Consider the following 25912-nt stretch of genomic DNA (forward strand, 5'->3'; position numbering starts at 1 on the left):
GCTGAATTCTATTAGTAGAGAGAAGGGGAGATTAAATATGAGATTGTTCCGTAAAATCGCAGCACTGGCTGCACCAGCCGCCGCAGCCTTGATGCTGTTCGCCGCCGTGGCGAGTGCACATGTAACGGTAAGTCCGGTGGAGTCCGGCACGGGAGCTTGGGAGACGTATACGCTGAAGGTCCCGTCAGAGAAGGATGTCGCCATTGTGCAGGTGGATCTGCGGATTCCGGCAGGTGCGGAATTCAAGCAATATGAAGTCACTCCCGGCTGGGAAGTAACGGTCGAAGGGAACAAGGTGAGCTGGATTGCGAAGGACGGCGGCATTGCCGCCGGGCAGTTCCAGCGCTTCTACTTCACCGCGAAGAACCCGGATACCGCCGGCGACATTAACTGGGATGCCTACCAGCATTATGCCGACGGCAGCCTGGTCCAATGGTCCGGCGAGCCCGGCTCCGACTCGCCGCATTCCATCACCACCATCGTGGAGGCTTCTGGTGGCGGAGACGGCCACGGCCACGGCGCCTCAGGCACCTCTGCCAGCGGCACCATGACCATGGATGAGCACGAGGCGATTGTGGCTGAGGAGAACAGCAAAGCCAGCGTCTCGCCGCTGCTCTATATCACCCTGGGCATCTCGCTCGTCTCCTTCCTGCTGTCCGCAGTGGCTCTGCTGCGGGGACGGAAGGAGTAGGCGGAGTAATGGAGTAAGGTGGCTGAGCTAGATAGGACCCTGTAATAGATGGAACCTATACCAGGATAAGACGCGTACTTGATAGGGCCCCCGTGCCAGATAGTATCCTGTACCAGATAAGCCCCCGTACCATAAGTGATGGAAGATCAACCACTGGTACGGGGTTCTTTGTGTTTTTGTGGGCGAAGCGGGATGGGGGCTTGGGGGAGCAACTGCGGGATGCTAAGTGTAAAAACAGCACCTAATTCCCGCGAAACCGCCCCCATCCGGACAATAGTTGGAAAAACAACACCTCCTCAAGCCAAAAGTAAGTAAAGTGCTGGTTCATCCTGAATTTAAGTGCCCTAAATCCAACTGTTCTTGCTGTAGCGCTCGAAAGGGGAGGAAGAGGTGTGTTTAATCCAGTTGTTGTTTGGGAAGGGTTCGGCAAGGCTCAGTGTTATCCGACCCTAGAGACGATGTTCCGAAATGTAGGGAGAAAAGGCTTGAAGGTTAATTATTTGCTTGTCCTAAGTGATGGGACTAAAATGGCAATAGATAAGGTTGAGAACGCGCCAAATTAACAAAGGTTCACAATTCCATCACCATTTTTCTCATAATCAAGGAGCGGTTTTATGTTCCAAGAACTTGTTGGTCTCTTTAAGAGTAGTTCAATTCAAGATATTTATTTGCTTGGCTTTGTAAATGTTGAAGATGGAGCAGCGGACTTTTGTCCGGATCTGCATTACTATTGTTATTAACGGTAAGGAGTCTAATGACAATGATCAACTAGTCTGCAACAGCCTTAAATTAAGTATGTTTGAATTTTATACATCGCTGGTGGGCTACACAACAAGCAGGGTTAAAATCAGTTCAAATTAAGGCGGTGAAGTAATGGGGGTAGAAAGTTTTTTTGTTAAATTACTTGTTAAAGAACAAGAAGGGAACAATAAATCAATATCAAATTTAATAAGTAGGCTGACTGAATGGAATATTAATTGTGTTCCAAGAAATAAACATGAGTTAGAATTAGAGAAGTTTTTAATACTGACGATTCATGCTGATGAAAATAGGATATTAGAAGTATCAATTGAAGGATGTTTTTCTTGGTTTAGCGACTGTATTGTTGAGATATATAAAATCTCCGAAATCATTAATGAAAAGATATTTCAGATAAAAGTAGGCACAAGTAGAAACGGAGAGATTCCTATTCAAAATAAAGAAGAATTTTGTAATGCTATTCAAAAAGATTATTATGAAAAGTACAATGATTTTTTGAATCGGTATGGTATAACTGATGTCAAATGCTTACCAAGGGAAAACTTTTACAATTATTTTAAAAAATACAAACAAAAAAGTTTACTTAAGAAACTCTGAAACAAATAGTCCTGAAGCCATACAGAAAAATTTTGTATGGCTTTTAGCTGTAGATTCTAGATAGATGTTATGTTTAGAGAGGGGACCTCTAACGAGACTTACAGTGAAATTCACTCTACTTTGAAGTCGAACAGTAGCTACAGGAAAGGGCTTAGAAGCCTCTTTTGATAAGGGGATCGAAAAATGAGATGGAATTTAGATTCGATTTCAAGGGAAGTCAGGTGGAAAAATGTTCGAATTTCATGGTTGGGCTACAATACAAGAATTTACATTGGAGGTTGACATCGGACAATTAGAGTTGAAGGTTAGGAATATACAGACATTCATAAAGTAGTTTTCTAAAAGTAAATGCTGTGAATGGTATATATCATCTTTCTGTAAGCGGATTTTTAAATCGTAAAACTTCGGAAATTGATGAATTAATGATGCTGTATCAATTCATTGCAAATGAGGCACCGGGATCTTATGGATTGTTATATGCGAGGGATGATGAGGACAATGAGGGCTTCGATAATGAGTTTAAGGTTTTTGTGTTAAAGCAAGGGGGAATACAACAAAAGGAAGATTATTTTTTATCTCCATTTAATCTAAAAGTAGAAGATATTTAATTAAGAAAACAGGTGGTGGTAAATTGCAAGATAGCAGAATAGACCATGCAGAAGTAGTTATTATAGATGAGTTAACAAATTACTGAAAGGCTAAAAGATATAATCCTACATTAATATCATCAATATAAGAGCTTGTATTATGGCAAGGGGAATAATTACATATTACACTGACAAGGGAAAACTAATCTTAGAGGAAAATGGGGACTTGTTTCTGTTAGTTGAAATTGATGAGACAGTGAGGCCGATTCCGTGAGAGAATCCGAGGAAATACAGCGTGACGTATCCGCTACCGTTCGTAATATTGTTGTGATAATGAGAAAAGATAGAAAACTACCGCTGGAGCAAATAGTTTGCAAGCATGTCCAGTCAAACGGAACACAATAGAAGAAAAGATGAGGACTTTACAGGTAGCTCTAGTATGACTGAACTGTATATGACGATTGTTTCGATTTTTAACGATGATTTGTACCAATAGGTGGGATTAAAAAGGGGAGTGTTGGAGAACTGCAATGACCATTTATTATATGGACAAAGTCTGTTTTTTGAATATGGTTATTTGAATGACAGTGAGTTTCCGTATACAGAAGTTGAGAGTTTTGAGGATTCCATCAATAGTATTTGGTAACATCCTCAAAACAAAGATCAGGCAAATTCATTATAGGACCTGTTTATCTTCTGAGTTGTATTATCTTGAAGTAAAAGAAGGATATGAAAAGGTGAATATTATGAAGGTGATAAGTAAAGTTCCGCTATTTAAACTACAACCTCTGAGAATCCAATCATGTTGGGAAGTATCCTACAATACGTTATTAGAACTTAATCCTAAGGAAATAGAATTTGAAGAAACCCAGAAATGGTTCAACTTCACTGAAGATTTACTGCAATTAAAGCATAAGAACTACAATATTTTATTGGATGTTGGATGGTATCCTGAGGCCGATCCTAATGGTGTATATGGATTGGAACTTATTAAGGATTATAATTGGGATGCTCCTTTAGTAACTTTCGATACTAATGATTTAACAGAGTTAGTAGAAGAAATTGAAATGCTGGTCTGGAAGGTTGGAGAAGGATATTTTAATTAATTTTGATTCACTCTTGCTTGGCGATGAATTTCTTTTTCTCAAAAGGTATAAATATATACTACTTTATACAAGTCGGAGGTTAGTATGGAAGTTTTTAATAATCATAAGCAAAACTATAATAGCAATCTTCATCATGAATTGGAATTAGATAATTCACAAAAAGCCGAATGGACTTTTTCGGGAATCTTAGATATTTTCCCTAAACAACTAACAGTGCTAGAGGCGCAAGAAATTGATTTTTCAATATTATATAAAGAACATGAGAATCAAATATTGCTGTTCTTCCAGAAAATATATGAATCAAATAACGGTTGTATTTATGTTAAGTCAACTACAATTATTAATACCAGTGATAGCTATTTACAACGAAAAGATTTTTCTAAGAATGATATTGATTTTATTGAAAAATTCCTTTGTTACGAAAATAGACTGCTACAAGTGAACCATTTTGAAGAACTTGCAAGAATTATAAATCTATCTGCACGCGAAGTTGTGTTGTCAAATTTTTATATAGAAGATACAGCCATTCAAGGGAACTTTGATCTCTCTTTCCCGGCGTACTGTCGTTCAGAACAATCAAAGATACGTATAACTGAGTATGCTTCAGAAGTTAATTTATACATACGATGATAAGATCATTTTCAAGGAGTCTGGTTTAGGAGGGGATTTTTTGTGGAAAAGCTTGAGATATTTATGGAGGGGTACTTGAATAAATGTATCCAGATTACATTTCTCGATAACTTATATGTAACGGGTATATATGTAAGCTACTATTATTCTAATAATGTTATAGTCATAATGCCTGAAGATAAAGGTGAAGACGCACGTCTTTTCATTCCGCTAAGTGCAGTGAAAACCATAGCCCCTTGGCTTTACTAATATATACATAAATGATGATTAAGTCCCCGGAGGAATACAAATGGATGAGCATGAGATTTTCATGAAGGGTTATTTAAATGGAGGAATAAAAATTACATTCTTGGATAATTTATCTGTCATAGGTACTTATATTAATTACTATAACAGTAATAATGTAATTGTTATATTACCTGTAGGGAGACCTGTTGATAGACCTCTTTATATTCCGCTAAGTGCAATAAAATCTATAGGACCGTGGTCCATTAATACCTATGATTATTTGGAAGATGATTAATGTGATTCGAAGCGAAACTAAGTTAGGAGGCCACTATGGATCAAGAAGTGATTTTTATGAATGAGTATTTATATAAAGATATTAAGATAACATTTCTCGATAACTTACATGTTTTAGGAATGTATATGGGTTATTACTCGTTCAACAACACTATAGTGATCATGCCAGAGGAAGATCACGACGATACACGTCTGTTAATTCCGTTAAGTGCAGTGAAAACCATTGAGCCTTGGACGATTGATTAGGGAGCATTTAGGAGGTGTTTTGGGAGGGACTTCGTGGAAAAGCATGAGATATTTATGAAGGGTTACTTGGGTAAATGTCTTAAGATAACTTTTCTTGATAACTTATATGTAACGGGTACATATGTAGATTATTACTATGCAAATAATGTTATAGTCATATTGCCTGAAGATAAAGGTGAAGACGCATGGCTTTTCATTCCGCTAAGTGCAATAAAAACCATAGCCCGTTGGTTTTATTAATAAGTTATACTAAGCCTCCAAAATAAAAATTCACTTGGCAAAGCCTAGGAGGAATATAAATGGATGAGCATGAGATTTTCATGCAGGATTATTTAGATATATATATTAAGATCACATTCCTGGATAATTTACATGTAATAGGAATGTATCTTAGTTATTATTCATTCAACAATACTATTGTGATTATGCCTGAAGAGGATCATGATGATACACGCCTATTAATTCCGTTAAGTGCAGTGAAAACCATTGAGCCTTGGATAATTGATTAGTGTTCATCTAGGATGAAAAATCGGTTAGACCACGTGTGCGTGTGAGCCAAAACACTTCATGTGGTCTTTTCGACTAATGATCGAAAATAGTGGTTTAAGGGTTTGCTGGTTTTGCAGAAGAAATTATATTAAAGGAGAGTTTAATGGAGAAGTTTATGTTGGCAACGACAGAAGAAGCGCAAGAATTTTGTGAAGGCATTGTGATGGAAATGAATCAATTATTTAATATAAGCGAGGATGAGGCGTGGGGTAGAGTGAATGATTTCTGGAAAAGACCTTTTTATGAAGACTATGACATTAGATACCATGAGACATATAACTACTGGGCAAATACCATATATTTTGGTAAGGAGACATTATGGTGGAAGAGAGAAGGTGATCCAACATTAAAGCCAGTACCTTATCCAAATCAGAATTAAGTTAATAAGTACATGCCTTATATAGTGTTTGGGGCACTTTTTTTGCAATTCTAAACAAGCTAGGAAAGATGAACTATGTCTGGAAATTTGGTTGTATCTTGATTTTTGAAAAATGTGTAAGGAGACTAACAAATTGGACAAATACGATGATTGGGTAGAGCAATTTTATAAAGCGCAGAGGGGTTATGACTTTTTAACATCGTTTCATTTTACGCGGGATACCGAATTAATGGGGTTCGAGGTTTCTTTGCAAATTACTCTTACCAAATCAACATTTGATCATGATAGAAAGGTCCTAATTACTTTTACTGGAGTGCAAGATTTGAAGCTGGGGGATTTCGCGGGGATATATTCCATATTTTTCGATATCGCGAATATTTCCACATACCAGTTAGAAGGAATCAAATATAAAGTTGAAGACGTTGAAGAGCATGTGTTTAGTTTCTATTGTAGAAACTTTACATTCGAATTTATAGGGTAGTTAAATGAGAATAAAAAGAGAACATTAGCGAGAGTGCTGTTCATAACAGTAATTTGTAATTATTATTAATGTCGCTGCCATAGTCATAAAGTATCGTTCTTTTGAGCGGAGAATATTATTGTTTGAGATGTTTCGTGAGATAGCGTTCCTGTATGCATTAGTTGTGGAATTTCCTTTGGCATTGGTGCGAAATCGTGACCAGTTAAATGAATTGTGGAAAAGAATCTTTTTATTCCCTTTTCTCTTATTTGCAGTCTTTTATATCTGTGTTGCTGGGGTTAATACATATAATCTATCAAAAGATGTCTTAACAGGATATCGTGAAAATGTGGTATACATTATTAAACGGGAACATGAGTATAAAATGAGAGACAGTGTTTGGGTTAGCCATCATTCTAAACTTCTAAAGCTGCATTTGGCCCCAGGTGACATTAATGTAGATGTAGGGAAATCATATATTATACGAATTTTTGAGAATTCTCGTATAGCAATTCCCATTAATAAGGTAGAGTAGCCACTATTGATATTACACGTTGATAAATACTAAATGAGGGTTAAATTGAAAAGAAAGTCGTATTAATACTACGCTAAGTTTGAATATGCTGTAGATGGAATAACCGTAACTTTCCCTGACCTGCCAGGTTGCATTACATGCGGGTATCATACTGAAGAGGCCATCGAGATGGCAAAAGAGGCACTGGCCCTACACCTTGGAGATATACCAGAAGAAAATATACCCAAACCAACAATCATTGGTTCCGGGAAATTGGAAGATCAGGAAAAAATCTATAAGATTCGTGTTGCTTTATGAGGGCAATTAACCGATCATGATAAACTGCTACTCCAGCAGGCCCATTTAATTAAACCAAAATAGATTCATGGAGCGAGGTGATCCCCGTAGCCGCCAACTTCAACATCGTCCTATATTCGCGCACCCTCATTGACCCGGATAAATTGTTGAGCATTGTGCGAGACAAGGGTTTTGAACCTGTTATCAATCATATCGAATCCATACGAAACTGGGAGTATGAAGATACGAGAACCCACGCGATTCAGGGAGCACTGGCAGACCCTTTAGCTACTCTTCTAGACGAAGGGCGGATTATTTGGATACAAGGAGAGGCCAAGCTGAACAAGTTTGTAGTGTCTCTGAGCAAGTCAGTGGAAATCTATGAAACGAGCATTTCAATCGATACCCGCCATCTAGATTACCTGGACGATGCACTGAATGAACGTAACCGGCCCGTCTATGATGAATTGTCCAACCTATTGTTATCTTCAGAGATAGCGAATGATCTCCTTGTTGCTGCATTAGGTGTTGAAGTCATGGTAGACTACGATACCGACACGAACAAAATGATGCTCCATAGCCACAACGTAGAGAAATGGTTATTTAACACACCAAAGGAGGCCCCCATAATGTCCCTGTCCCGACAAGAGCTAATCGCACTGGTAACCAAGATCGTGAATGCCGAAGGAACGGAGGAGGAGCTGGATCAATGGCTGGAGATGGTGATGAGGCAGGTGCCGCATCCGCAGGTTAGTAACCTGATCTTCTGGCATGAGCCGGAGCTGACGCCGGAGGAGATTGTGGATACTGCGCTGAGTTATCAGCCGATTGTGCTGCCGCCCCCTGCAGAGAGTTAACTCGCCGCTCACCTTGCGATCGCTGATCGCAGGGTTTTTACATATTCCACGTTCATTGCCAACCGTCAAGTGTGAAAATGGTCCACTGTTTGCGCACCATTTTCCCGCATAATCAACCGTTTTCTCTCATAGGTGTGTCGGTATGTGTCTTATAATGGAAGCGTTACCAAAGTATGCTCATGGGAGGCTGAGAGGATGATTGGCAAACGTATCCGAAGAATAGGAGTACTGGCTCTGACGGCTGTGATGTCTGGCTCGTTGTTGACCGTTGCGCCCGCTGTAACCGATGCCGCAGCCAGCGAAGAGTATAGCTGGAACAGTGTCGCAACCGGTGCGGGAGGCGGGTTTGTGCCGGGAATTATTTTCAATCAGACGGAGCCGAATCTGATCTATGCGCGGACGGATATTGGCGGGGCTTACCGCTGGAATGAGGCGACGGGGAGCTGGATTCCGCTGACGGATACCGTCGGCTGGGCGGATTGGAACAAGAATGGTGTCGATGCGCTCGCTACCGATCCGGTGGAACCGGACAAGGTGTATATGGCGACCGGGACCTACACGAATTCCTGGGACGGGAACGGGCAGATTATGCGCTCTAACGACCGGGGGGATACCTGGCAGTCTTCGCCGCTTCCGTTCAAGGTTGGCGGCAATATGCCGGGACGTTCAGCCGGTGAACGGCTGGTCATTGACCCGAATAAGAACAGTATTCTGTTCTTCGGGGCGCGGAGCGGGAACGGTCTGTGGAAGAGCGCAGACTCCGGCGTGAGCTGGTCCAAGGTTACCTCCTTCACGAACGTAGGGACGTACATCCAGAATCCGGCGAATGAGTATCAGAGTGATATTGTGGGCTTATCGTGGATTACTTTTGATAAAAGCACGGGCTCTGCCGGACAAGCTACCCAGACGATCTATGTCGGCGTGGCGGATACCGCGAAGAGTGTGTTCCGCAGTACAGACGGGGGTGCTACCTGGTCTGCATTGCCGGGCCAGCCTGTAGGCCTGCTCCCGCATCACGGGGAATTGTCCGCTACCGGTGATCTGTACATCACTTACAGTGACGGGGTGGGGCCGTATGACGGACGCAAGGGCGAGGTGTGGAAATATAACACCACCAGCGGAGTCTGGAAAAACATCAGCCCGACCACAGGGTCGGACAACTTCTACGGCTTCGGGGGGCTGGCCCTGGATGCCCAGCATCCGGATACGCTGATGGTCGCCAGCTTCAACGCCTGGTGGCCGGATGAGGTGATCTTCCGCAGCAAGGACGGCGGGGAGACCTGGAGCCGGATCTGGGATTGGGGCTTCTATCCGGAGCGCAGCTACAAGTTCGAGATGGATATCACGGCGGCACCGTGGCTGGATCTCGGGCTCACCTCAAGCTCGCTTGATCCTGCGCCGAAGCTCGGCTGGATGATGGGCGACCTGGAGATTGACCCGTTCAACTCGGACCGGATGATGTATGGCACCGGCGCCACCATCTACGGGACGAATAACCTCGGGGACTGGGATACCGGGGGCAAGATCAAGATTTCGGTCATGGCTAAGGGCGTAGAAGAGACGGCTGTGCTCGGGCTGATCAGCCCGCCTGCGGGCGCTCATCTGATTACCGCACTGGGGGATGTGTCCGGCTTCCGGTATGAGGATGTAACTGCAGTGCCGGTGAAATACCAGACGAGTCCCATCTGGGCGAGCACGAACAGCATCGATTATGCGGAGCTGGACCCGGCCTATGTCGTTCGTGTCGGCGGTGCGGACAAAGAGAAATATCCGAACAGCAAGTCGATCGGAATCTCGAATGACAACGGCAAGAACTGGTATATGCCTAATGCGGAACCTGCCAAAGGAGGCAGTACCACGACAGGCAAGGGCCAGATCGCTGTCTCTGCGAACGGCAATGCACTGCTGTGGAGTACTTCGGATATCGGGGTCTTCTATTCCAAGACGGGCGGCAATTCCTGGACGGCGAGCAGCGGCGTGCCTGCCGGGGCGAAGGTTGCGTCAGACCGGGTGAATCCGAATAAATTCTATGGCTTCTATGAAGGTAAGCTCTATGTCAGTACAGATGGCGGAGCGACGTTTGCAGCTACAGCGGCAACAGGCTTGCCTGCCAATAATGTGAACGGCCTGCAGCCGGACCAGGCTCAGGTCAGCATGAAGGCTATGCCGGGAATTGAAGGCGATATCTGGTTTGCCGGCGGACATCCGCTGGACAAGTATGGCATCTGGCATTCCACCAATTCGGGAGCAAGCTTCACCAAGCTGGGCAATGTGGAAGAAGCGGATCTGATCGGATTCGGTAAGGCTGCGCCGGGTGAGAGCTATATGGCTCTCTATACCGTCGCCCAGATTGACGGGGTAAGAGGCGTGTTCCGCTCCGATGACGCCGGGGCAAGCTGGGTACGGATTAATGATGATGCCCACCAGTATGCCAGAATCAACATGGCAATTACAGGCGATCCGCGGATCTATGGCCGTGTGTATCTGGGAACCAACGGACGCGGAACTTTGTATGCGGACCCCGTGAATCCTCCAGCCGCTGGCTCCACCATTACGCCGGTCACGGCCAGCTTCGATAAGAAGGTCGCGAATCAGAGCGACATTGCAGTGACGATGACCCTGAACGGCAACACCCTGGATTCGATCACGAACGGGGCTGCAGTGTTAACCGCCGGAACGGATTATACGGTGAGCGGTTCAACCGTGACGATTCATAAGGCCTATCTGGCGGCGCAGCCGGTGGGAACGATGGCGCTGAGCTTCCATTTTAGTGCCGGAGCTGCGAAGACGCTGACGGTTACCATAGCAGATACAACGAATGCAGCTACGGATTCTGCCATTACGCCGGTGACGGCCAGCTTCGACAAGAAGGCGGGGAATCAGAGCGACATTGCAGTGACGATGACCTTGAACGGCAACACCTTAGCCTTTATTAAAAATGGTGCTGCGCCCTTGACCGCGGGCACTGATTACACGGTGAGCGGTTCAAGCGTGACGATCCACAAGGCTTATCTGGCGGCACAGCCTGTAGGCACGATATCGCTGAGCTTTCAGTTCAGTGCCGGGGCCGCGAAGACACTGACAGTTACAATAGCCGATACGACAACCCCGTCCGGTGGTGCTCTCAAAGTCCAAATGTACAACAATACCACTGCGCCTGCATCGAATGCACTAAGTCCGCGAATCAAGCTGGTGAATACAGGAACGACTTCAGTGTCCCTCGCCGATGTGAAGCTCAGATACTATTACACCAGTGACGGGGAGCAGGCCCAGAACTTCTTCTGTGACTGGTCGCAGGTGGGAAGCGCCAATGTGACAGGGACGTTCGTGAAGCTTCCGGCAGCGGTGAGCGGAGCGGATCATTATCTGGAGCTGGGCTTCACTGCAGCCGCAGGCCCGCTTGCTCCGGGAGCCAGCATCGATATTCAGATGCGGGCCTCCAAGGCGGACTGGACGAATTATAACCAGGCTGATGATTATTCCTTCAACCCCGCAGGCACAGCTTATGCCGATTGGGCTAAGCTTCCGGCGTATATCTCCGGCAGTCTGGTATGGGGAAATGAACCTTTGTAGCTGCTAGAGCAGGATCATAAACCGGCTGTTCATGATGAAATTCATGGGCAGCCGGTTTTTGGTATGTCAGGATGAAATAAATGACTCATCAAGGGAACCTTCCTCCGGCAGCGGACCAATATAGAGTGAATCCAGACAGAGAGGAGTGGGGAGCGATGACGGAAGAGGAGCTTCAAGATTGTCTGCAAAGGGTGGTTAAGGGAGACCAGCAGGCCTTCACCTTGCTGCACAACCGGATCAGGCAGCAGGTGTACGGGACCGTCAGCCTGCTGGTGAACCGGCAGGCTGACGTGGCAGATGTAGTCAATGAAATCTACATCGAGCTGTTCCGCTGCCTGCCGCAGTATGACGGCAAGCGGCCTTTCGGCGCCTGGCTGAACGGAATGATCGTCAGGCAGTGCAGCAACTGGAACCGCAGAAGCTGGCGCCGGCTGCGTCTGATGATCCGCAGCCGGGAGAATGTGTCGGAGGTGTTACATCCGGGGGCGGATACAGTGCTTCTGGCGGAGGAGCAGCGGGACGAGCTGATGCAGCTGGTCAGCGGACTGCCGCCCAAGCTGCGCAGTGTCATAGTGCTGCGCTACTACGGGGAGTGCAGCTATGACGAGATTGCCTCGGCGCTGGACATACCGCTGGGAACCGCCAAATCCAGGCATCATAAGGCGCTGCGTAAGCTGCGGCAGCATGCGGCTTTTACGGAGGAAGATGATTTGAAGGAGGAATGGCCATGTCTGCCGAGAGTCAACTGAAGCTGAAGTTCAACAGTTATAGACAACGTACCAAGATGCCGGAGCAACTGGACCTGAGGCTGGCGGCGAGCTTTGAGCAATTTCATCAAGCCGAGCAGAGAGAGAATTCCTGTAGGCCAATACGCGGACGCGGGACAGCCAGGATTGCTCTGGTCCTCTGCGGCCTGATGCTCTTCGGAGGGGTGGTCTATGGTGCGGAGCGGCTATGGCAGGTTACTTATGGTGCAACCAGTTTGGAAGTGGACATTCATGAGGGCGCTTATGAGTCAGCGGTCTTTGCCAACCAGACCCGGCGGGTGATTGCTGACATTCAGTCTCAGCTTGCTGATAATGAGTCGGCTATGCTGTTAATTGCCAGGTCAAACGGGATGACGGAGCTCCGTATGATCAACCGCCCGCAGATATTCACAGATATCGATAGCTGGAAGAAGGCTATGGAGCCTGTTACAAGTAAGCTGACTGTGCCGGGCCGAATGCCGGAAGGGTATCATTTTGCCGAAGGAAGATCCGACAGTACAGTGGGCATTACCGACAGCTCCTGGGTCAAAAAGTACACCAATGTCCTCACCAAGCGGCTGAAGCCGGGCGAGCATTATGCCTGGATCAAGAGCTTCAATGTGCCTAACCAGCAAGCCGGAACGGTCAGTCCTGAGCTGGTGTACCAAGGTCCTAAGGGAGAAAATGATTTCATCTCAATTACTTATTCCCCGCTTACTCCGTGGGCACAGCTTACATCTGATGTTGGGGCGGATACCAGGGTTGAGCATCTGAGGGTAAATTCTGTGGAAGCCTTGTATGTTGAGAACCGGCAAGCCTATGAGAATAACAGCAACGGCTATTATGCGTACATCCGCTGGATTGAGGTGCGGGAGAACGAGGAGCGGAATATGATGGTTCAGGTAAGTACCGGCTCGCCTGAAGTTACCCGGGAGATGCTGCTGAAGGTGGCCGAGGGCTTACGTTAAGCGTAAAACCCAAAAAACACATATAAACCTCTGCCGCTGATCAATCGCTCAGGCAACAGAGGTTTATAATGTTGCTACTATACCCATGTTAGTCTCAGACTCCTTATCCTATCCTTGTACTCAGCCGGGTAGAAATGGTCCGAGGCGGCAGTATATTTGCCTATCCTGCACATTCAAACTGCTCTAACTCATCCGCTCACCACGATAGGATGGGGTGTAGAAGTTGTGAGCTTTAGGAAGCTCATACCGTTTCGTGTAGGGATCAATTGAAGAGGGAATGTCAGGATCAAAGATATAGTGTACCTGAAGTATACCGTCATTTCTGCGAATCGTAAAAAGCCGAAATTTTTAAATAAGGTCTCTACAGATGCTAAATGGTTATGTAAGCGCTATTAATCTGTGGTTTGCTTAGATTTTGACGAATTCATCTGCTGCCCCGTTTGCTGTATAATAAAAAGGATGGTGTCTATGCTGCTTACACGCAGGCCACGGGTCTGGTGAGAAAGGGAAGAGAAATGAGACTGTACGGAGTGAATCTGGAGCAACTGGGCAGCGGGCTGCTGAAGTCGTTCCTGGAGGATAATTATATATGTGCGGGTTATCCCGGCCTGGGTGATCTGGAGAAGGCAGGCAGAGTAGAGATCGGGGATAAGCTTCAGGCGGCGGGCTACCAGGGGCGGGAGCTGGAAGAAGCCCGGGCCAGTCTGGATACCTTCGTGAATGCCATGCAGGATGGGGATTATGTGCTGATCGCAGATGAAGAGTGGGGCTATCTCGGAGATCTGGGCGATTACTTCTATGATGACCGGCATGACGGGATCGAGGACGGGACCGCTCACCGGCGGGGAGTGACTTGGCTCAAGAGTCTGCCCCTTGCTGCGGTTAAACCTTCTGTAAAAGCATTGCTGACCGCTAACCGCAGGATTACAGCGTATCCGGGAGTACTGCCTGCAGCGCGGATCGAGCTGTGGCTCGGGGAGGACGCTGCGGATGGCGCAGAGGGAGCCGGACCCTCTCTGGTTGATGAGGCTACTATTGCTGAGGCACTGGCGGTGCTGAAGGCGGCCTTGCACAGCGGGGATGCCGAGCGGCAGGAGCGCGCAGCTGTGGCCATACTGCAATATGCCAAGGGAATATAAAGAGTCTTCCGGTTCAATAGCCGGAAGACTCTTTTTTAACAGCCAGAATTTTTATGTTTTGGGATCCCCGCAAAGTACCTGAGTCATCACCTGCGCTAAAGCCCCACTTTATAGAGTTATTTTAGATGAATTCAACGAACTCATTCACCGGCTTGCGGTAGCCGCGCGGTCTGATCTTGTGCTGGTTGTCCTTGCCGATCGTAATCAGCATCACCGGAACCAGATTGTCACTGAGACCCAGGACATTCTTCACCTCTTCGGGATCGAAGCCGATCATCGGGCAGGTATCCCAGCCCTTATCCTTGGCAATCAGCATGAACTGCATGGCAGACAGCGAAGCATTGCGGATCGCCTCATCCCGCTGGAACGCATCGTTCCCTGTATAAGAGTCATTGATGGATTGGATGACCTGATCGTAGGCTTCTTCGCTCATAGCTCCCAGCAGCTTCAGCCCGCTATAGATCTCAGGGGCCTGCAAATAGGCATTCTTGTCACCCAGAACAACAATAACAGCGGAAGCGGTGTGAATCTTGTATTGGCCGTAAGCGGCGCTTCGGATCTGTTCCTTCACCGTATCATTGCTGATGACCTTGTAGTGGGCGTGCTGCAGATTAAAGGCCGAAGGCGCGAGGCGGGCCAGCGAGAACATCTCTTCCAGCTCGTTTTGCGGAATCTTAACGCCCTCTACGAAATTGTTAGCGGATCTGCGGGATTGAACCAGCTCGGAAAAAGTACTCATCAATCATTACCTCCATCGGATATGTATAATTGGTTAGTAAAAATCAATTGCTGTTATTAATAAATGTACTTACATTTAGTTACTTGCTTAAGATATCACGACAACACTGATTAGTCAATGAGGAAAAACGCATTTTACAATATAAATGTACTCCGGTCTTCGTTAACAGGATAAGCGGGAGAGGACAATTTTGGAAATGAAAAGTGTCATTTTCGAAAAAATTCAGAATAAAAGTGATTATAATCACAAAATTAGGGTGCAAAACCAAAAAGATTGTGACATTATTAACAAATAGAGTGTTATAATAGTCACATAGTTTGATAGGTGAGTATTTATGCAACCGCGCAAACCTCATTACAAAGGAGACGTTGATATGTCAGAAACAGTTACTCAGTCCCCGTCGCAGCAAGAAGTACCGGCTGCAGCCCAATCCAATCCCGGAGGGGATGTCCTGAATGAACTGATGAAGCCGGAGGTACAGCAATCGCTGATGCTGCTGATCGAACAGCTTCCCCAAATTACTGAGCTGGTAGGTACAATAGGCAAAACGATGGACTTCGTGCAGTCGGTTGCCACCGATGAAGTATTGAAGAATGACACGGTAGGTGCAATTAAAGAGATCGCGGACCCTGTGGTGGGCACAGTCAAGAATCTGGCTGCGACAGCGGTCGAGGCGAAGGACCGTGCAGCGGCAAGCAATGAGACGATCAGCCTGTTCGGCATGATGAGAATGCTCAAGGACCCTCAGGTGCAGAAGGCGCTGCGGTTCATGAATGCTTATCTGCAGGTCAGCGGCGAACGCCAGTCCGGAAAGTAAGAACCTTAACTTTGAATTGCAGGGATGGAGGATAAATAAGATGTCAAAACATATTGTTATTCTAGGTGCAGGTTACGGCGGTCTGCTGAGTGCATTAACCGTGCGCAAATACATGAGTAAGGCTGAAGCCAGAGTTACTGTGGTCAATCAATATCCGACCCACCAGATCATTACCGAGCTGCACCGGCTGGCCGCAGGCAGTGCATCCGAGCAGGCGGTGGCGATGCCGCTGGCGAAGCTGTTCGCAGGTAAGGATATCGACCTGAAGATTGCCAAGGTCAATTCGTTCTCGGTGGAGAACAAGCAGGTGATTCTCTCCGATGGTGTTATGCTGACTTACGATGCTCTAGTCGTCGGGCTCGGCAGCACCACAGCCTATTTCGGCATTCCGGGGCTTGAAGAGTACAGCATGGTGCTGAAGTCCGCAGCAGATGCGCTTAAGATTCATGCACACATCGAGGACCGGATTAGAGCGTATTCCAAATCCGGCAATGCAGCGGATGCTACGATTCTGATCGGCGGCGGCGGACTGACCGGGGTAGAACTGGTCGGCGAGATTGCCGACATTCTGCCTAAGCTGACGAAGCAGTACGGCGTGAATCCTGCAGAGATTCAGCTGCTGCTCGTGGAAGCCGGTCCGAAGATTCTTCCAGTCCTGCCGGACCCTCTGATTGAGCGCGCTACAGCCAGTCTGGAGAAGCGGGGTGTGCAGTTCCTGACCGGTCTTCCGGTTACGAATGTGGCCGGCAATACGATTGATCTGAAGGATGGCCGGCAGATTGTCGCCAATACCTTCGTCTGGACCGGCGGCGTGCAGGGAAATCCGCTGGTGGGTGAATCCGGGCTGGAAGTGAACCGCGGCCGGGCGACCGTTAATGAGTTCCTGCAGTCTACCTCTCATGAGAATGTATTTGTAGCCGGGGACAGCGCTGTGGTATTCGCACCGGATGGCCGTCCGTATCCGCCGACTGCACAGATTGCCTGGCAGATGGGCGAGCTGATCGGCTACAATCTGTTCTCTTATCTCACGAAGTCAGCACCGGCTTCCTTCAACCCGGTGAATTCCGGTACGCTGGCCAGCCTGGGCCGCAAGGATGGAGTAGCCATTATCGGCGGGAACAACACCCCGCTGAAGGGACTGCCGGCTACCCTGATGAAAGAAGCCAGCAATATCCGCTATCTGACGCATATCCACGGACTGTTCAGTCTGGCCTATTAATTCACTTTTAACGCAACAGAATGATCCCCTTTGGCTGCTATAGAAGCAGTTGAAGGGGATTTTGTGATTCAGGCAGGAATTGCAATGAAAACGTGTTCGCAGGAAGGCTATTTGTTATAATAATCATGTTCATACTATATTATAGGCTTACATAGGAGGATTCCAGGCATGCCATTTCAAAAGAATGATATCATCCTGTTCCAAGGGGACAGCATCACGGATTGCGGACGTAATTACGCCGAGCCTTCATCGCTTGGTGTGGGGTATGCGCTAATGGCAGGTGCCCGTCTCGGAATGCAGTACCCCGAGAAGAACCTGACCGTGCTCAACCGCGGGATTAGCGGCAACCGGGCCGTAGATCTGCAGGCGCGCTGGGACAGAGATTGTCTCGCACTGAAGCCTACATGGGTATCGATCTACATTGGAATTAATGATACGTGGCGGCGGTTTGATTCCGGGCAGGAGACAACGGCGGCGGAATTCGAGGCCTCCTACCGCGACCTGATCGAACGCACCAGACAGCATCTGGAAGCCAAGCTGGTATTGGTGGAGCCGTTCGTTCTGCCGGTGCCGGAAGACCGCAAGAACTGGCGTCAGGATCTCGATCCCAAAATCCATGTGGTGCGTGAGCTGGCCCGAGAATATGGCGCGGTTCTCGTTCCGCTGGACGGGTTGTTCGCTGCAGCTTCTGTGAAGGTCGAACCGGCTTTCTGGGCCGCAGATGGTGTTCATCCTTCTCCTGCGGGACATGCGCTGATCGCGGATGCCTGGCTGAAGGCTGTGGGAGCCATAAGCTAACAGCGAAATAGAGAGGAATGTGACAGGAATGACGAGCGAGACACTCCAGGATCTGCAAGGGCTGAAAGCGGCCGGTAAGGTGGTGGGCCATACGATCGCCGAGATGAAGAAAAGAGTGGTTCCCGGGATGACGACTGCGGAGCTGGATGAAGTGGGGGCTGAAATTCTGCAGCGTTATGGTGCAAAGTCGGCACCCATGCTCGCATATAATTTTCCCGGAACGACCTGTATCAGCGTTAATGAAGAGGTGGCGCACGGCATCCCCGGACAACGGGTGATCCGGGCCGGGGATCTGATTAATATTGATGTGTCTGCCGAATTGAACGGTTATTACAGCGATGCCGGGGTATCTTTTCAACTGCCGCCTTACCATGAGAAGCTGGTTCATCTCTGTGAGAGTACGGAAGCCACGATGATGAGTGTGATCGGGCATCTGAGAGCGGGCATGCGGGTGAACGAGATCGGCCGGGTCATGGAGGCAGAAGCGCACAAGCACGGGTACAAGGTGGTACGCAATCTGTGCAGCCACGGGATTGGCAGATCCCTGCATGAGAAGCCCTTCGAGATTCTTCCCTTCTATCATCCGCGCGCAACCACAGTCCTGAAGGAAGGGCAGGTCATTACTATAGAGCCGTTCCTCTCTACCGGTGCCGACTTCGTAGAGCAGCAGTCTGACGGATGGACGCTCAGCGTCAGGGATAACAGCCGGGTTGCCCAGTTTGAACATACAATTGTAGTGACCAAAGGGAAGCCCATCATTCTGACCAGTGCTTAATCGCGAGATATCGGCTGGATATAGCAGGCGGTACGTATGGCTTACAGAATTCATACCTATACTGGATACCGGCGGGGAATTATAGTAGAGCTACTATGATGGCCTCGAACCTGGAACCGGAGGGCAACGAAGATGGACAGTGTACCGCAAGTCAGCCAATCATTCATGGCGTTTATGAAGGAAGCGCCCGACCAGCAGAAGGCGTGGGGAGAAGCTGTACAGAAGCTGGACGCAGCCAGCGCATTAGACCCAAGGACTGAAGAAATTGCTTATATCTCTGTGCTGGCAGCAGCCAGACTGGATAGCGGGTTATCCTTCCATGTCAAGCATGCCAAGGCGCTCGGCGTTACCCGGGAGGAGATTATCAGCGCGGTGCTGCTGCCGCTTCCGGCGGTCGGTAACGGGGTTATTGAGGCACTCCCGGCAGCGCTCATGGCTTATGACAGCGAATAGAACGCCTTGGCATTAGCCGCAGAACATCCTTGCGGGATTGACAATTGCCTCTAATGTAACTATTATAGTTGCATCTAGCCGGAAGCAGTCCGGTTAGCGGAAGGAGAGATGGTCATGAACATAAGCACCCGGTTTGCGGTGGCTATTCATATTCTGACTTTAATCGACAGCAATAAGGACGGCAAAAGCACCTCCGAGTGGATTGCCGGCAGTGTGAATACGAATCCTGTGGTCATCCGCCGCCTCACAGGGATGCTGAGCAAGGCCGGACTGGTCGAGGTCCGTCCCGGTGTTGCCGGGGCGAAGCTTACCCGCAGCGCCGCTGATATTACCCTGCTGGAGATCTATAAGGCAGTGAATGCCGTGGAAGAGAACTCGCTGTTCGCGGTGCATGAGCATCCGAATCCGGAGTGTCCGGTAGGCAAGAACATCGCCGGAGCGATCGTGCCTGTATTCTCGCAGGCGCAGAAGGCGATGGAGGATGAACTGCAGAAGGTTACGCTGGATCAGATCGTCCATCAGATTCCTGCCGGCTGAGACGGCTGCAATAATTTTAAGCAAATCTTCAGCCTTGCTTTATATGCTTTTAAGGTTCAGGGAGTATAGTTAAGATCTCCACCCCCCAGTGGAACCATTGATGACAGACTCTGCCGTGCCTCGGCGGGGTCTTTCGCTATGTTTAGGGGGAACTTTATATTTTTCATCAAACCTTTATGTGTTTTTCATCTGGCGTTAAGCTTGGGCAGTTATATTAATCACATGACCCCCTTACAATAGACTTTGGCCCTGCCGGATACCGGCAGGGTCCCTTTTTTTTGGAGCAGCGCATTTCCTGCTGTGTTCTTTACAGAGGGTTACCGATCGTTTAGACTGACACATGTGTAGTTGCACCATGATAAGAAGCGGTATGTGTATAGTTGGTGTCAAGTCAATAACCAGGGGAGTGATCTCATAATGGTTCTATTTTCCAACGGGGAACTGAGTGTGCGCAGATTGGAACGGGAAGATGCACCGCTGCTGGTCCGGTGGCTCTCAGACCCGGCAGTGCTGGAGTATTACGGCGGCCGGGACTGTCCGCATGATGTTGAGAGGGTGCAGGCGGATTTTTATAATGGGGAAGAAGAGATTAACCGCGGGATTGTTCAGTATAAAGGCCGGGATATAGGCTATATCCAGTTCTACCCTGTTGGCAGCGAAGAAAGGGCTGAGTATGGATACGCAGACTTTACAGGCAGAATCTATGGCATGGATCAGTTCATTGGCGAAGTACAGCTGTGGAACCAGGGCATTGGCTCGTTGCTTGTCGGTGGAATGGTCCAGCATCTGGTCGAAGCGGAACAGGCCGAACTTATTGTCATGGACCCGCAATGCTGGAACCATAGGGCACTTAGAGTATATGAGAAAAACGGGTTTGTCCGCGGCAAGCTTTTGCCTAAGCACGAATGGCACGAAGGCGAACGGAGAGACTGCTGGCTCCTGTCGTATAAGCCTACATAACTATGCACGTAATCATAAGGAGCTGTGAATCATGAAGAATCAATATACTATCCTGGGAGCTGCACTGATTCTGGGACTTAGCCTGGTTGGAGGCAGCTACGTAATCAGTCACGAGCTTGCTATCGGGCATGAGCTGAACATGCAGACGCAGCCCCAGACGGACAGGCAGGATACGGACCATTCTTTGATGACCCTGGAACAGACCGCGCGGTTCCTCCGTCTGAGTGAGGACCAGGTGAAGAATATAATGAAGGCAGAGAATGCGATACTGCGCAATGATGGCCCCTTTGAGGGTGCGAAGCTCCCTTATCTCAAGGTGGATAACGAGTTCCTGTTCAACAAGCAGCAAGTACTGCTCTGGATTCAAGCGGCTTCGCAGGAGAACAGGGTATACATGGGAGAGAAGTTAATCAGTAAATAACGGCGGATTAGGCGGGAGGAGCACTTCATGAGATTTTTCACTATACCATGGTATGAAGAGATGCAGGTGCGCGGGTTCATGGTGTTTCCTGAGAAGGAGCAGGATTGGCTGGAGGATGTCGCCTGGCATGTCGCAGAGGGCATCAGCTATGAGCAGCGGGCGCAGGATGCGCTGGACTACTACAAATCAGACTTGCTGAAATATCTTCCTGAATACTTCCATGCATCTGTTCTTAATGGGACCCTGAAATCAACCTACCCGGCTTCTGAGTTCAGAGAACGGGCGGAACAGTGGTGCCGGGAGGCGGATGAACGGATACAGGCGAAGTTCACAGAATACCGCCAGAGCTATAATGCTGCTAAAAGTATGCTTCCGGCCCAAGCGGTCCAGTTAGCCGAACGTTCGTTGCATGATGCCCGCGTCATCTCCTGTACAGTCCCTGCGGATGGGGTGGCGGAATTGGTACTGGATTGCAGCGGAGCGATGCATTATCAGTGTGATGTACGGCTCAGGTTCACCGGGGTGAGTGGACTTAGCGTGCCGGAGCGAATCGAGGGGAAGTATTGGCTGTACGATGAAATCTGTGCAGTGGAGCAGGGATTCGAGCTGGGGGTACTGATGGATTCTCCGCCCTGTGAGTTCAGCATTACTGCGGAGGATGTTTTTATTGAGCCGCTCGGTTCACCCCCTGTTTGAAGCGTTCTTATAATATGTATTTGTTCTGAGGTCCTGCCGGTTGGCAGGGCTTTTATGATTATCCAAAAGTAATTGACAAACATATGGAGTGCTACTATACTTAAGTTAGTTAATGTGTAACGGAAACAGTTACAGCGATTGAACAGGCTTGAATGACACGATCATTAAACGCTAACACTAAATGAAGCTATGAAACAGATGAAGCGAAGGCCTGATAACAACCATATTTCATTCAGGAGGAGATTTAGATGACAACAACAGCCGTATTGCCCCAGGAATTGGAGATTGGACTGGTGCAGATCCGGGTGAGCAATCTGGAACGGTCGCTTGCCTTTTATCAGAATGTAGTAGGTTTGCAGATTCTGCGGCAGCAGGGACGCGAGGCGGAGATGACTGCGGACGGCAAGCAGGTGCTGCTTGTGCTGCGTGAGATTGAGGAGGCGCGGATTCTCCGGCGCAATTCGGCTGCGGGCTTGTACCACTTTGCGATTCTGCTGCCGGACCGTCCGAGTCTGGGACTGGTGCTCCGCAATCTGATCGCCTCGGGCATCCATGTCGGACAGGGAGATCATCTGGTCAGTGAAGCCCTGTATATCGAGGACCCGGACAACAACGGTATTGAGCTGTACCGCGACCGGCCCCGTGATACCTGGAAATATGAAGCGGGCGGACATGTGGTGATGACCACGGATCCGGTCGATGTAGACGGCCTGCTGGCGGCATCGGAGGGAATGAGCTGGACCGGATTGCCTGCCGGCACCGTAATCGGCCATGTTCACTTCCACGTCGGCGATCTGGCAGAGGCCAAGCGGTTCTATGTAGATGCGCTTGGATTCGAGGTGATGGCCAATTATGGATCGGCCGCCATGTTCATCTCCGCCGGCGGATACCACCATCATATGGGACTGAACATCTGGGCGGGCCAGGGCGCGCCCGCTGCTCCTGCCAATGCGGCCGGCATCGACTACTTCACACTGCTGCTGCCTGACAGCCAGGCGGTGCAGGAAGTAGCGGAACGCGTGAAGCAGGCCGGGTACGCGGTGGAGGAAACGGATGGAATTGTTACATTGAAGGACCCGTGGAACATCGGGATCAAGCTGCTCGCCAGACACTAATGTGATACTGGAAGTGTAAGCGGAGGTACAGGCGGAGGTTATTTAATGCCGCCTGTATCCTCCGTTTCTTGGCGTTCAGCAAGGCCGGAAGCTATCTATACAGCGGCCTAATGTTTGGGTTATTATTATGTTCAGACTTGAGAACCGGGAGATGATAGGCTTGGAGACATTTCTTGCTGTACTGCTGCTGCTCGGCTTGATCGCAGTATCGAATATCGTGAACCGGTTCATTCCGTTTGTTCCGGTTCCGCTGATTCAGATTGGACTTGGCATTATTGCCGCACTGATTCCGACGGGAATACATATGCATTTTGAGCCAGAGCTGTTCTTCGTGCTGTTCATTGCTCCGCTCCTGTTCAATGACGGGCGGAGGACACCGCGCGGTGAGCTGTGGAATCTGCGGGCACCGATTCTGCTGCTGGCGCTGGGGCTTGTATTCGTCACCGTATTTGTCGCAGGCTATGCGATTAACTGGATGATTCCGTCCATTCCGCTGGCGGCTTCGTTCGCGCTGGCGGCGATCCTGTCGCCTACCGATGCGGTGGCGGTGGGCGCGCTGGCAGGCAGAGTGCATCTGCCGAAGAGTATCCACCGGATTCTGGAGGGGGAATCGTTGATGAACGATGCCTCCGGTCTGGTGGCGTTCAAATTTGCGATTGCTGCCATGGTCACCGGTGTGTTCTCTCTGCCCAAGGCCTCGCTCAGCTTCGTGCTGATCGCCGCCGGAGGACTGCTGCTGGGTGCTGTGCTGTCCTTCCTGCTGATCCGGGTGAGTGTGTTCATCCGCAGGTTCGGGATGGAGGATGTGACCATCCATGTGCTGCTTCAGATCCTTACTCCGTTCATTATCTATCTGATCAGTGAGGAGGTGGGGATATCCGGCATTCTCGCGGTGGTGGCGGGCGGCATCATGTTCGCCATTGAGAAGGACCGGGCGGTATCTCCGCAATACAAGCTGCAGCTTGTATCCGCAAGCACCTGGTCTGTCCTGCTGATGGTGCTGAATGGTCTGGTCTTCCTGATTCTGGGCGTATCCGTGCCTGATGTGGTTGAGGTCATCTATATGGACCCGACGCTCAACAACTTCATGGTTGCCGGGTATGTGCTGGCGATTACCGCGCTGCTTATTGTGGTGCGGTTCCTGTGGGTCTACGGGTATTCCTTGTGGGAGAGCAAGCGGCAGAAGAGCGAGAAGGCACCGCTCCGCTCACAGGTTATTACATCGATCTCCGGAGTACGGGGAGCGGTAACCCTGGCCGGTGCGTTCTCCATTCCGCTGGTGCTGGGGGATGGGGTTACCCCCTTTCCGGAACGTGATCTGATCATCGCACTGGCCGCAGGCGTTATTCTGATGTCGCTGATCATCGCCAGCATCTTCCTGCCGCTGCTTGCCGATAAGAAAGAGGCTAAGGTCCCGGCTGCCGAAGGAGTCAGCTCCGTGAATCCAGAGCTGGCGGCAAGAAATGTTGTGATTGACGCCGGCATGTCAATGCTGCGCAGCCTGGTGGCTGAGAATCCTGAGCCCCTCCGGCAGCCTGTCCTGCTGGAGTTCACGGATAAGATTGACAGAATCTGTGCGGCCAGGGAAGATCATGATCCTGCTGACGAAGAACTCCGCCGTCAGGCCGTGGAAGCCCGGCTGAATGCACTGGAAGCGGAGCGTACAGAGCTGCGGCGGATTTCGGAGAACGGGGCGATTTCAGAGCCTGTCGCCGTCAAGATGGAAGAGCTGCTGGATCATACCGAATCCCTGCTGTGCCAGCGGCTGAATACGCAGCTCCGCTTCTCACTAACGGAAATCCAGCGGTTGTTCTCCGGCTTGTTCAGCGGCAAGCTGGGGGGAGCGGAGGGACGGCTCGCGGTGCAGAATGCCGAGAGCGCCCGGACGGCGAAGATGGCGATGTGCAGAGCCGCAATCTCCGCCGTGAGTGATAACATGAGCGAAGAGAACCGGGCAGCTTCGCAGAAGATCATCAACAAGTATCAGCAGATGGAATCCCGGCTGGCTCAGGGGGATGGCTGGATTAAGGACGGCGTAGTGGATGACGGGAAGCTGGAGCTGAAGCTGCAGGCTATCCAGCAGCAGCGGAATACCGTGCAGGAGATGTATCAGAACGGGGCAATTAATCTCAAGGTAGCCGGCAGGCTCCGGCGGTTCGTGGATCAGCTGGAGACCTCGATCTGGGAGGATTGAACCCGGGGAGCCAGCGTATACTGCAACATCATTTAAGCTGATCATATGAACACAGCCCGCTTGCTCATGAGGACCCCTGGTCCTTGCTGCAAGCGGGCTTCTATGTGCTGCCTGGAGATCAGGCGGCTTTTTTGGGTTTATGTCTGAGACGCATGAAGACCTGGCCCAGCACCTCGCTCAGCACCAGCCCGGCAGCAATGGCTCCGGACAGTAGCAGCGCCTGAACCCCGAACTGGATGCCTTGGTTATTGTCATTCTCCACGAACTTACGCATGGCATCATACGCAAGACCGCCCGGCACAAGCGGGATGATGCCGCCGACACTGAAGATGATGACCGGCATCTTGAAGGAACGCGCAAAAAACTGGCTGATCAGCCCCACTACAACAGTTGCCCCGAATGTAGCAACGACAGTATCGGAGCTGTAATCGAGCAGCAGATACAGCATCCATCCGATCATTCCGGCGAACCCGCATTGCAGCAGCGCGCGCACAGGTGCATTGAATAGAATGCAGAAGGTGGAAGCAGCGATGAAGCTGGTGATTAATTGCAAAATCATGGACGGACA

31 protein-coding genes are annotated in these 25912 nt (G+C 49.2%); 29 read left to right on the forward strand and 2 right to left on the reverse strand.

The window, feature by feature from the left end; translation table 11 throughout:
- Nucleotides 1-37 precede the first annotated feature (37 nt).
- The 18 genes from K1558_RS01805 to K1558_RS01890 all read left to right on the forward strand — a co-directional run bounded on the left by K1558_RS01805 (nucleotide 38) and on the right by K1558_RS01890 (nucleotide 14620).
- The gene (locus K1558_RS01805) at nucleotides 38-691 is read left to right on the forward strand and encodes a DUF1775 domain-containing protein (protein ID WP_238649658.1); all 654 of its coding nucleotides are present in this window, start codon (nucleotides 38-40) and stop codon (nucleotides 689-691) included.
- Between the two features lie 873 nt (nucleotides 692-1564).
- The gene (locus K1558_RS01810) at nucleotides 1565-2047 is read left to right on the forward strand and encodes a hypothetical protein (RefSeq protein ID WP_238649659.1); all 483 of its coding nucleotides are present in this window, start codon (nucleotides 1565-1567) and stop codon (nucleotides 2045-2047) included.
- Nucleotides 2048-2400: 353 nt separating this feature from the next.
- The gene (locus K1558_RS32655; RefSeq protein WP_338019664.1) at nucleotides 2401-2655 is read left to right on the forward strand and encodes an Imm7 family immunity protein; all 255 of its coding nucleotides are present in this window, start codon (nucleotides 2401-2403) and stop codon (nucleotides 2653-2655) included.
- Between the two features lie 596 nt (nucleotides 2656-3251).
- Entirely contained in the window at nucleotides 3252-3740 is a 489-nt protein-coding gene (locus tag K1558_RS01820; RefSeq protein WP_238649660.1) for a hypothetical protein, read from the forward strand.
- Between the two features lie 84 nt (nucleotides 3741-3824).
- The gene (locus K1558_RS01825; protein WP_238649661.1) at nucleotides 3825-4370 is read left to right on the forward strand and encodes a hypothetical protein; all 546 of its coding nucleotides are present in this window, start codon (nucleotides 3825-3827) and stop codon (nucleotides 4368-4370) included.
- 42 nt (nucleotides 4371-4412) lie between these two features.
- Complete coding sequence (locus K1558_RS01830; RefSeq protein WP_238649662.1) at nucleotides 4413-4619, forward strand: hypothetical protein; 207 nt, start codon at nucleotides 4413-4415, stop codon at nucleotides 4617-4619.
- A gap of 40 nt (nucleotides 4620-4659) precedes the next feature.
- Nucleotides 4660-4893 (forward strand): hypothetical protein, encoded by a 234-nt coding sequence (locus K1558_RS01835; RefSeq protein WP_238649663.1) that lies wholly within the window; start codon nucleotides 4660-4662, stop codon nucleotides 4891-4893.
- Nucleotides 4894-4928: 35 nt separating this feature from the next.
- Nucleotides 4929-5138 (forward strand): hypothetical protein, encoded by a 210-nt coding sequence (locus tag K1558_RS01840; RefSeq protein ID WP_238649664.1) that lies wholly within the window; start codon nucleotides 4929-4931, stop codon nucleotides 5136-5138.
- Between the two features lie 33 nt (nucleotides 5139-5171).
- Complete coding sequence (locus K1558_RS01845) at nucleotides 5172-5378, forward strand: hypothetical protein (protein WP_238649665.1); 207 nt, start codon at nucleotides 5172-5174, stop codon at nucleotides 5376-5378.
- Between the two features lie 59 nt (nucleotides 5379-5437).
- Nucleotides 5438-5647, forward strand: a complete 210-nt coding sequence (locus K1558_RS01850) for a hypothetical protein (RefSeq protein ID WP_238649666.1) — start codon at nucleotides 5438-5440, stop codon at nucleotides 5645-5647.
- 143 nt (nucleotides 5648-5790) lie between these two features.
- Nucleotides 5791-6066, forward strand: coding sequence for a hypothetical protein (locus K1558_RS01855; protein WP_238649667.1), 276 nt, complete (start codon nucleotides 5791-5793; stop codon nucleotides 6064-6066).
- A 133-nt stretch (nucleotides 6067-6199) separates the two neighbouring features.
- On the forward strand, nucleotides 6200-6547 hold the full coding sequence (locus K1558_RS01860) for a hypothetical protein (protein ID WP_238649668.1): 348 nt from the start codon (nucleotides 6200-6202) through the stop codon (nucleotides 6545-6547).
- 613 nt (nucleotides 6548-7160) lie between these two features.
- Nucleotides 7161-7358 (forward strand): type II toxin-antitoxin system HicB family antitoxin, encoded by a 198-nt coding sequence (locus tag K1558_RS01865; protein ID WP_338019666.1) that lies wholly within the window; start codon nucleotides 7161-7163, stop codon nucleotides 7356-7358.
- Nucleotides 7359-7513: 155 nt separating this feature from the next.
- Complete coding sequence (locus K1558_RS32965; protein WP_338019667.1) at nucleotides 7514-8194, forward strand: bacteriocin immunity protein; 681 nt, start codon at nucleotides 7514-7516, stop codon at nucleotides 8192-8194.
- 195 nt (nucleotides 8195-8389) lie between these two features.
- Nucleotides 8390-11767 (forward strand): X2-like carbohydrate binding domain-containing protein, encoded by a 3378-nt coding sequence (locus K1558_RS01875; RefSeq protein WP_238649669.1) that lies wholly within the window; start codon nucleotides 8390-8392, stop codon nucleotides 11765-11767.
- Between the two features lie 80 nt (nucleotides 11768-11847).
- Nucleotides 11848-12516: a sigma-70 family RNA polymerase sigma factor gene (locus K1558_RS01880; RefSeq protein ID WP_238649670.1), complete on the forward strand. Its 669-nt coding sequence runs from the start codon at nucleotides 11848-11850 to the stop codon at nucleotides 12514-12516.
- Nucleotides 12495-13481, forward strand: a complete 987-nt coding sequence (locus tag K1558_RS01885) for a hypothetical protein (RefSeq protein WP_238649671.1) — start codon at nucleotides 12495-12497, stop codon at nucleotides 13479-13481. The genes K1558_RS01880 and K1558_RS01885 overlap by 22 nt, the downstream gene beginning before the upstream one ends.
- Before the next feature lie 515 nt (nucleotides 13482-13996).
- Nucleotides 13997-14620, forward strand: a complete 624-nt coding sequence (locus K1558_RS01890; RefSeq protein ID WP_238649672.1) for a hypothetical protein — start codon at nucleotides 13997-13999, stop codon at nucleotides 14618-14620.
- A 121-nt stretch (nucleotides 14621-14741) separates the two neighbouring features.
- Here the strand turns inward: K1558_RS01890 and K1558_RS01895 are convergent, their stop codons facing one another.
- Complete coding sequence (locus K1558_RS01895) at nucleotides 14742-15359, reverse strand: nitroreductase family protein (RefSeq protein ID WP_238649673.1); 618 nt, start codon at nucleotides 15357-15359, stop codon at nucleotides 14742-14744.
- A gap of 373 nt (nucleotides 15360-15732) precedes the next feature.
- Here K1558_RS01895 and K1558_RS01900 point away from each other — a divergent pair, with 373 nt between their 5' ends.
- The 11 genes from K1558_RS01900 to K1558_RS01950 all read left to right on the forward strand — a co-directional run bounded on the left by K1558_RS01900 (nucleotide 15733) and on the right by K1558_RS01950 (nucleotide 25344).
- Nucleotides 15733-16176: a DUF1641 domain-containing protein gene (locus K1558_RS01900; RefSeq protein WP_238649674.1), complete on the forward strand. Its 444-nt coding sequence runs from the start codon at nucleotides 15733-15735 to the stop codon at nucleotides 16174-16176.
- Nucleotides 16177-16216: 40 nt separating this feature from the next.
- Nucleotides 16217-17395, forward strand: coding sequence for an NAD(P)/FAD-dependent oxidoreductase (locus tag K1558_RS01905; protein ID WP_238649675.1), 1179 nt, complete (start codon nucleotides 16217-16219; stop codon nucleotides 17393-17395).
- 168 nt (nucleotides 17396-17563) lie between these two features.
- Nucleotides 17564-18193: an SGNH/GDSL hydrolase family protein gene (locus K1558_RS01910; protein WP_238649676.1), complete on the forward strand. Its 630-nt coding sequence runs from the start codon at nucleotides 17564-17566 to the stop codon at nucleotides 18191-18193.
- A 28-nt stretch (nucleotides 18194-18221) separates the two neighbouring features.
- On the forward strand, nucleotides 18222-18968 hold the full coding sequence (gene map, locus K1558_RS01915; protein WP_238649677.1) for a type I methionyl aminopeptidase: 747 nt from the start codon (nucleotides 18222-18224) through the stop codon (nucleotides 18966-18968).
- Nucleotides 18969-19100: 132 nt separating this feature from the next.
- Nucleotides 19101-19421 carry a carboxymuconolactone decarboxylase family protein gene (locus tag K1558_RS01920; RefSeq protein ID WP_238649678.1) on the forward strand — a complete coding sequence of 107 codons (321 nt, stop codon included), beginning with the start codon at nucleotides 19101-19103 and terminating at the stop codon, nucleotides 19419-19421.
- A 114-nt stretch (nucleotides 19422-19535) separates the two neighbouring features.
- A complete protein-coding gene (locus K1558_RS01925) occupies nucleotides 19536-19958 on the forward strand; it encodes an Rrf2 family transcriptional regulator (RefSeq protein ID WP_238649679.1) in 423 nt (140 codons plus the stop codon).
- Between the two features lie 417 nt (nucleotides 19959-20375).
- Complete coding sequence (locus tag K1558_RS01930) at nucleotides 20376-20918, forward strand: GNAT family N-acetyltransferase (protein ID WP_238649680.1); 543 nt, start codon at nucleotides 20376-20378, stop codon at nucleotides 20916-20918.
- 31 nt (nucleotides 20919-20949) lie between these two features.
- The gene (locus K1558_RS01935) at nucleotides 20950-21339 is read left to right on the forward strand and encodes a hypothetical protein (RefSeq protein WP_238649681.1); all 390 of its coding nucleotides are present in this window, start codon (nucleotides 20950-20952) and stop codon (nucleotides 21337-21339) included.
- Nucleotides 21340-21366: 27 nt separating this feature from the next.
- On the forward strand, nucleotides 21367-22035 hold the full coding sequence (locus K1558_RS01940) for a DUF4085 family protein (protein ID WP_238649682.1): 669 nt from the start codon (nucleotides 21367-21369) through the stop codon (nucleotides 22033-22035).
- Nucleotides 22036-22283: 248 nt separating this feature from the next.
- Nucleotides 22284-23150, forward strand: a complete 867-nt coding sequence (locus tag K1558_RS01945) for a VOC family protein (protein WP_238649683.1) — start codon at nucleotides 22284-22286, stop codon at nucleotides 23148-23150.
- A gap of 160 nt (nucleotides 23151-23310) precedes the next feature.
- Nucleotides 23311-25344: a Na+/H+ antiporter gene (locus tag K1558_RS01950; RefSeq protein WP_238649684.1), complete on the forward strand. Its 2034-nt coding sequence runs from the start codon at nucleotides 23311-23313 to the stop codon at nucleotides 25342-25344.
- Between the two features lie 118 nt (nucleotides 25345-25462).
- On the opposite strand, the gene K1558_RS01955 is transcribed toward K1558_RS01950, so the two are convergent.
- The gene (locus K1558_RS01955) at nucleotides 25463-25903 is read right to left on the reverse strand and encodes a threonine/serine exporter family protein (protein ID WP_238649685.1); all 441 of its coding nucleotides are present in this window, start codon (nucleotides 25901-25903) and stop codon (nucleotides 25463-25465) included.
- Between the last annotated feature and the right edge of the window lie 9 nt (nucleotides 25904-25912).

The organism is Paenibacillus piscarius (assembly GCF_022234545.1).
In the GTDB taxonomy this organism is placed as follows: domain Bacteria; phylum Bacillota; class Bacilli; order Paenibacillales; family Paenibacillaceae; genus Paenibacillus_AQ; species Paenibacillus_AQ piscarius.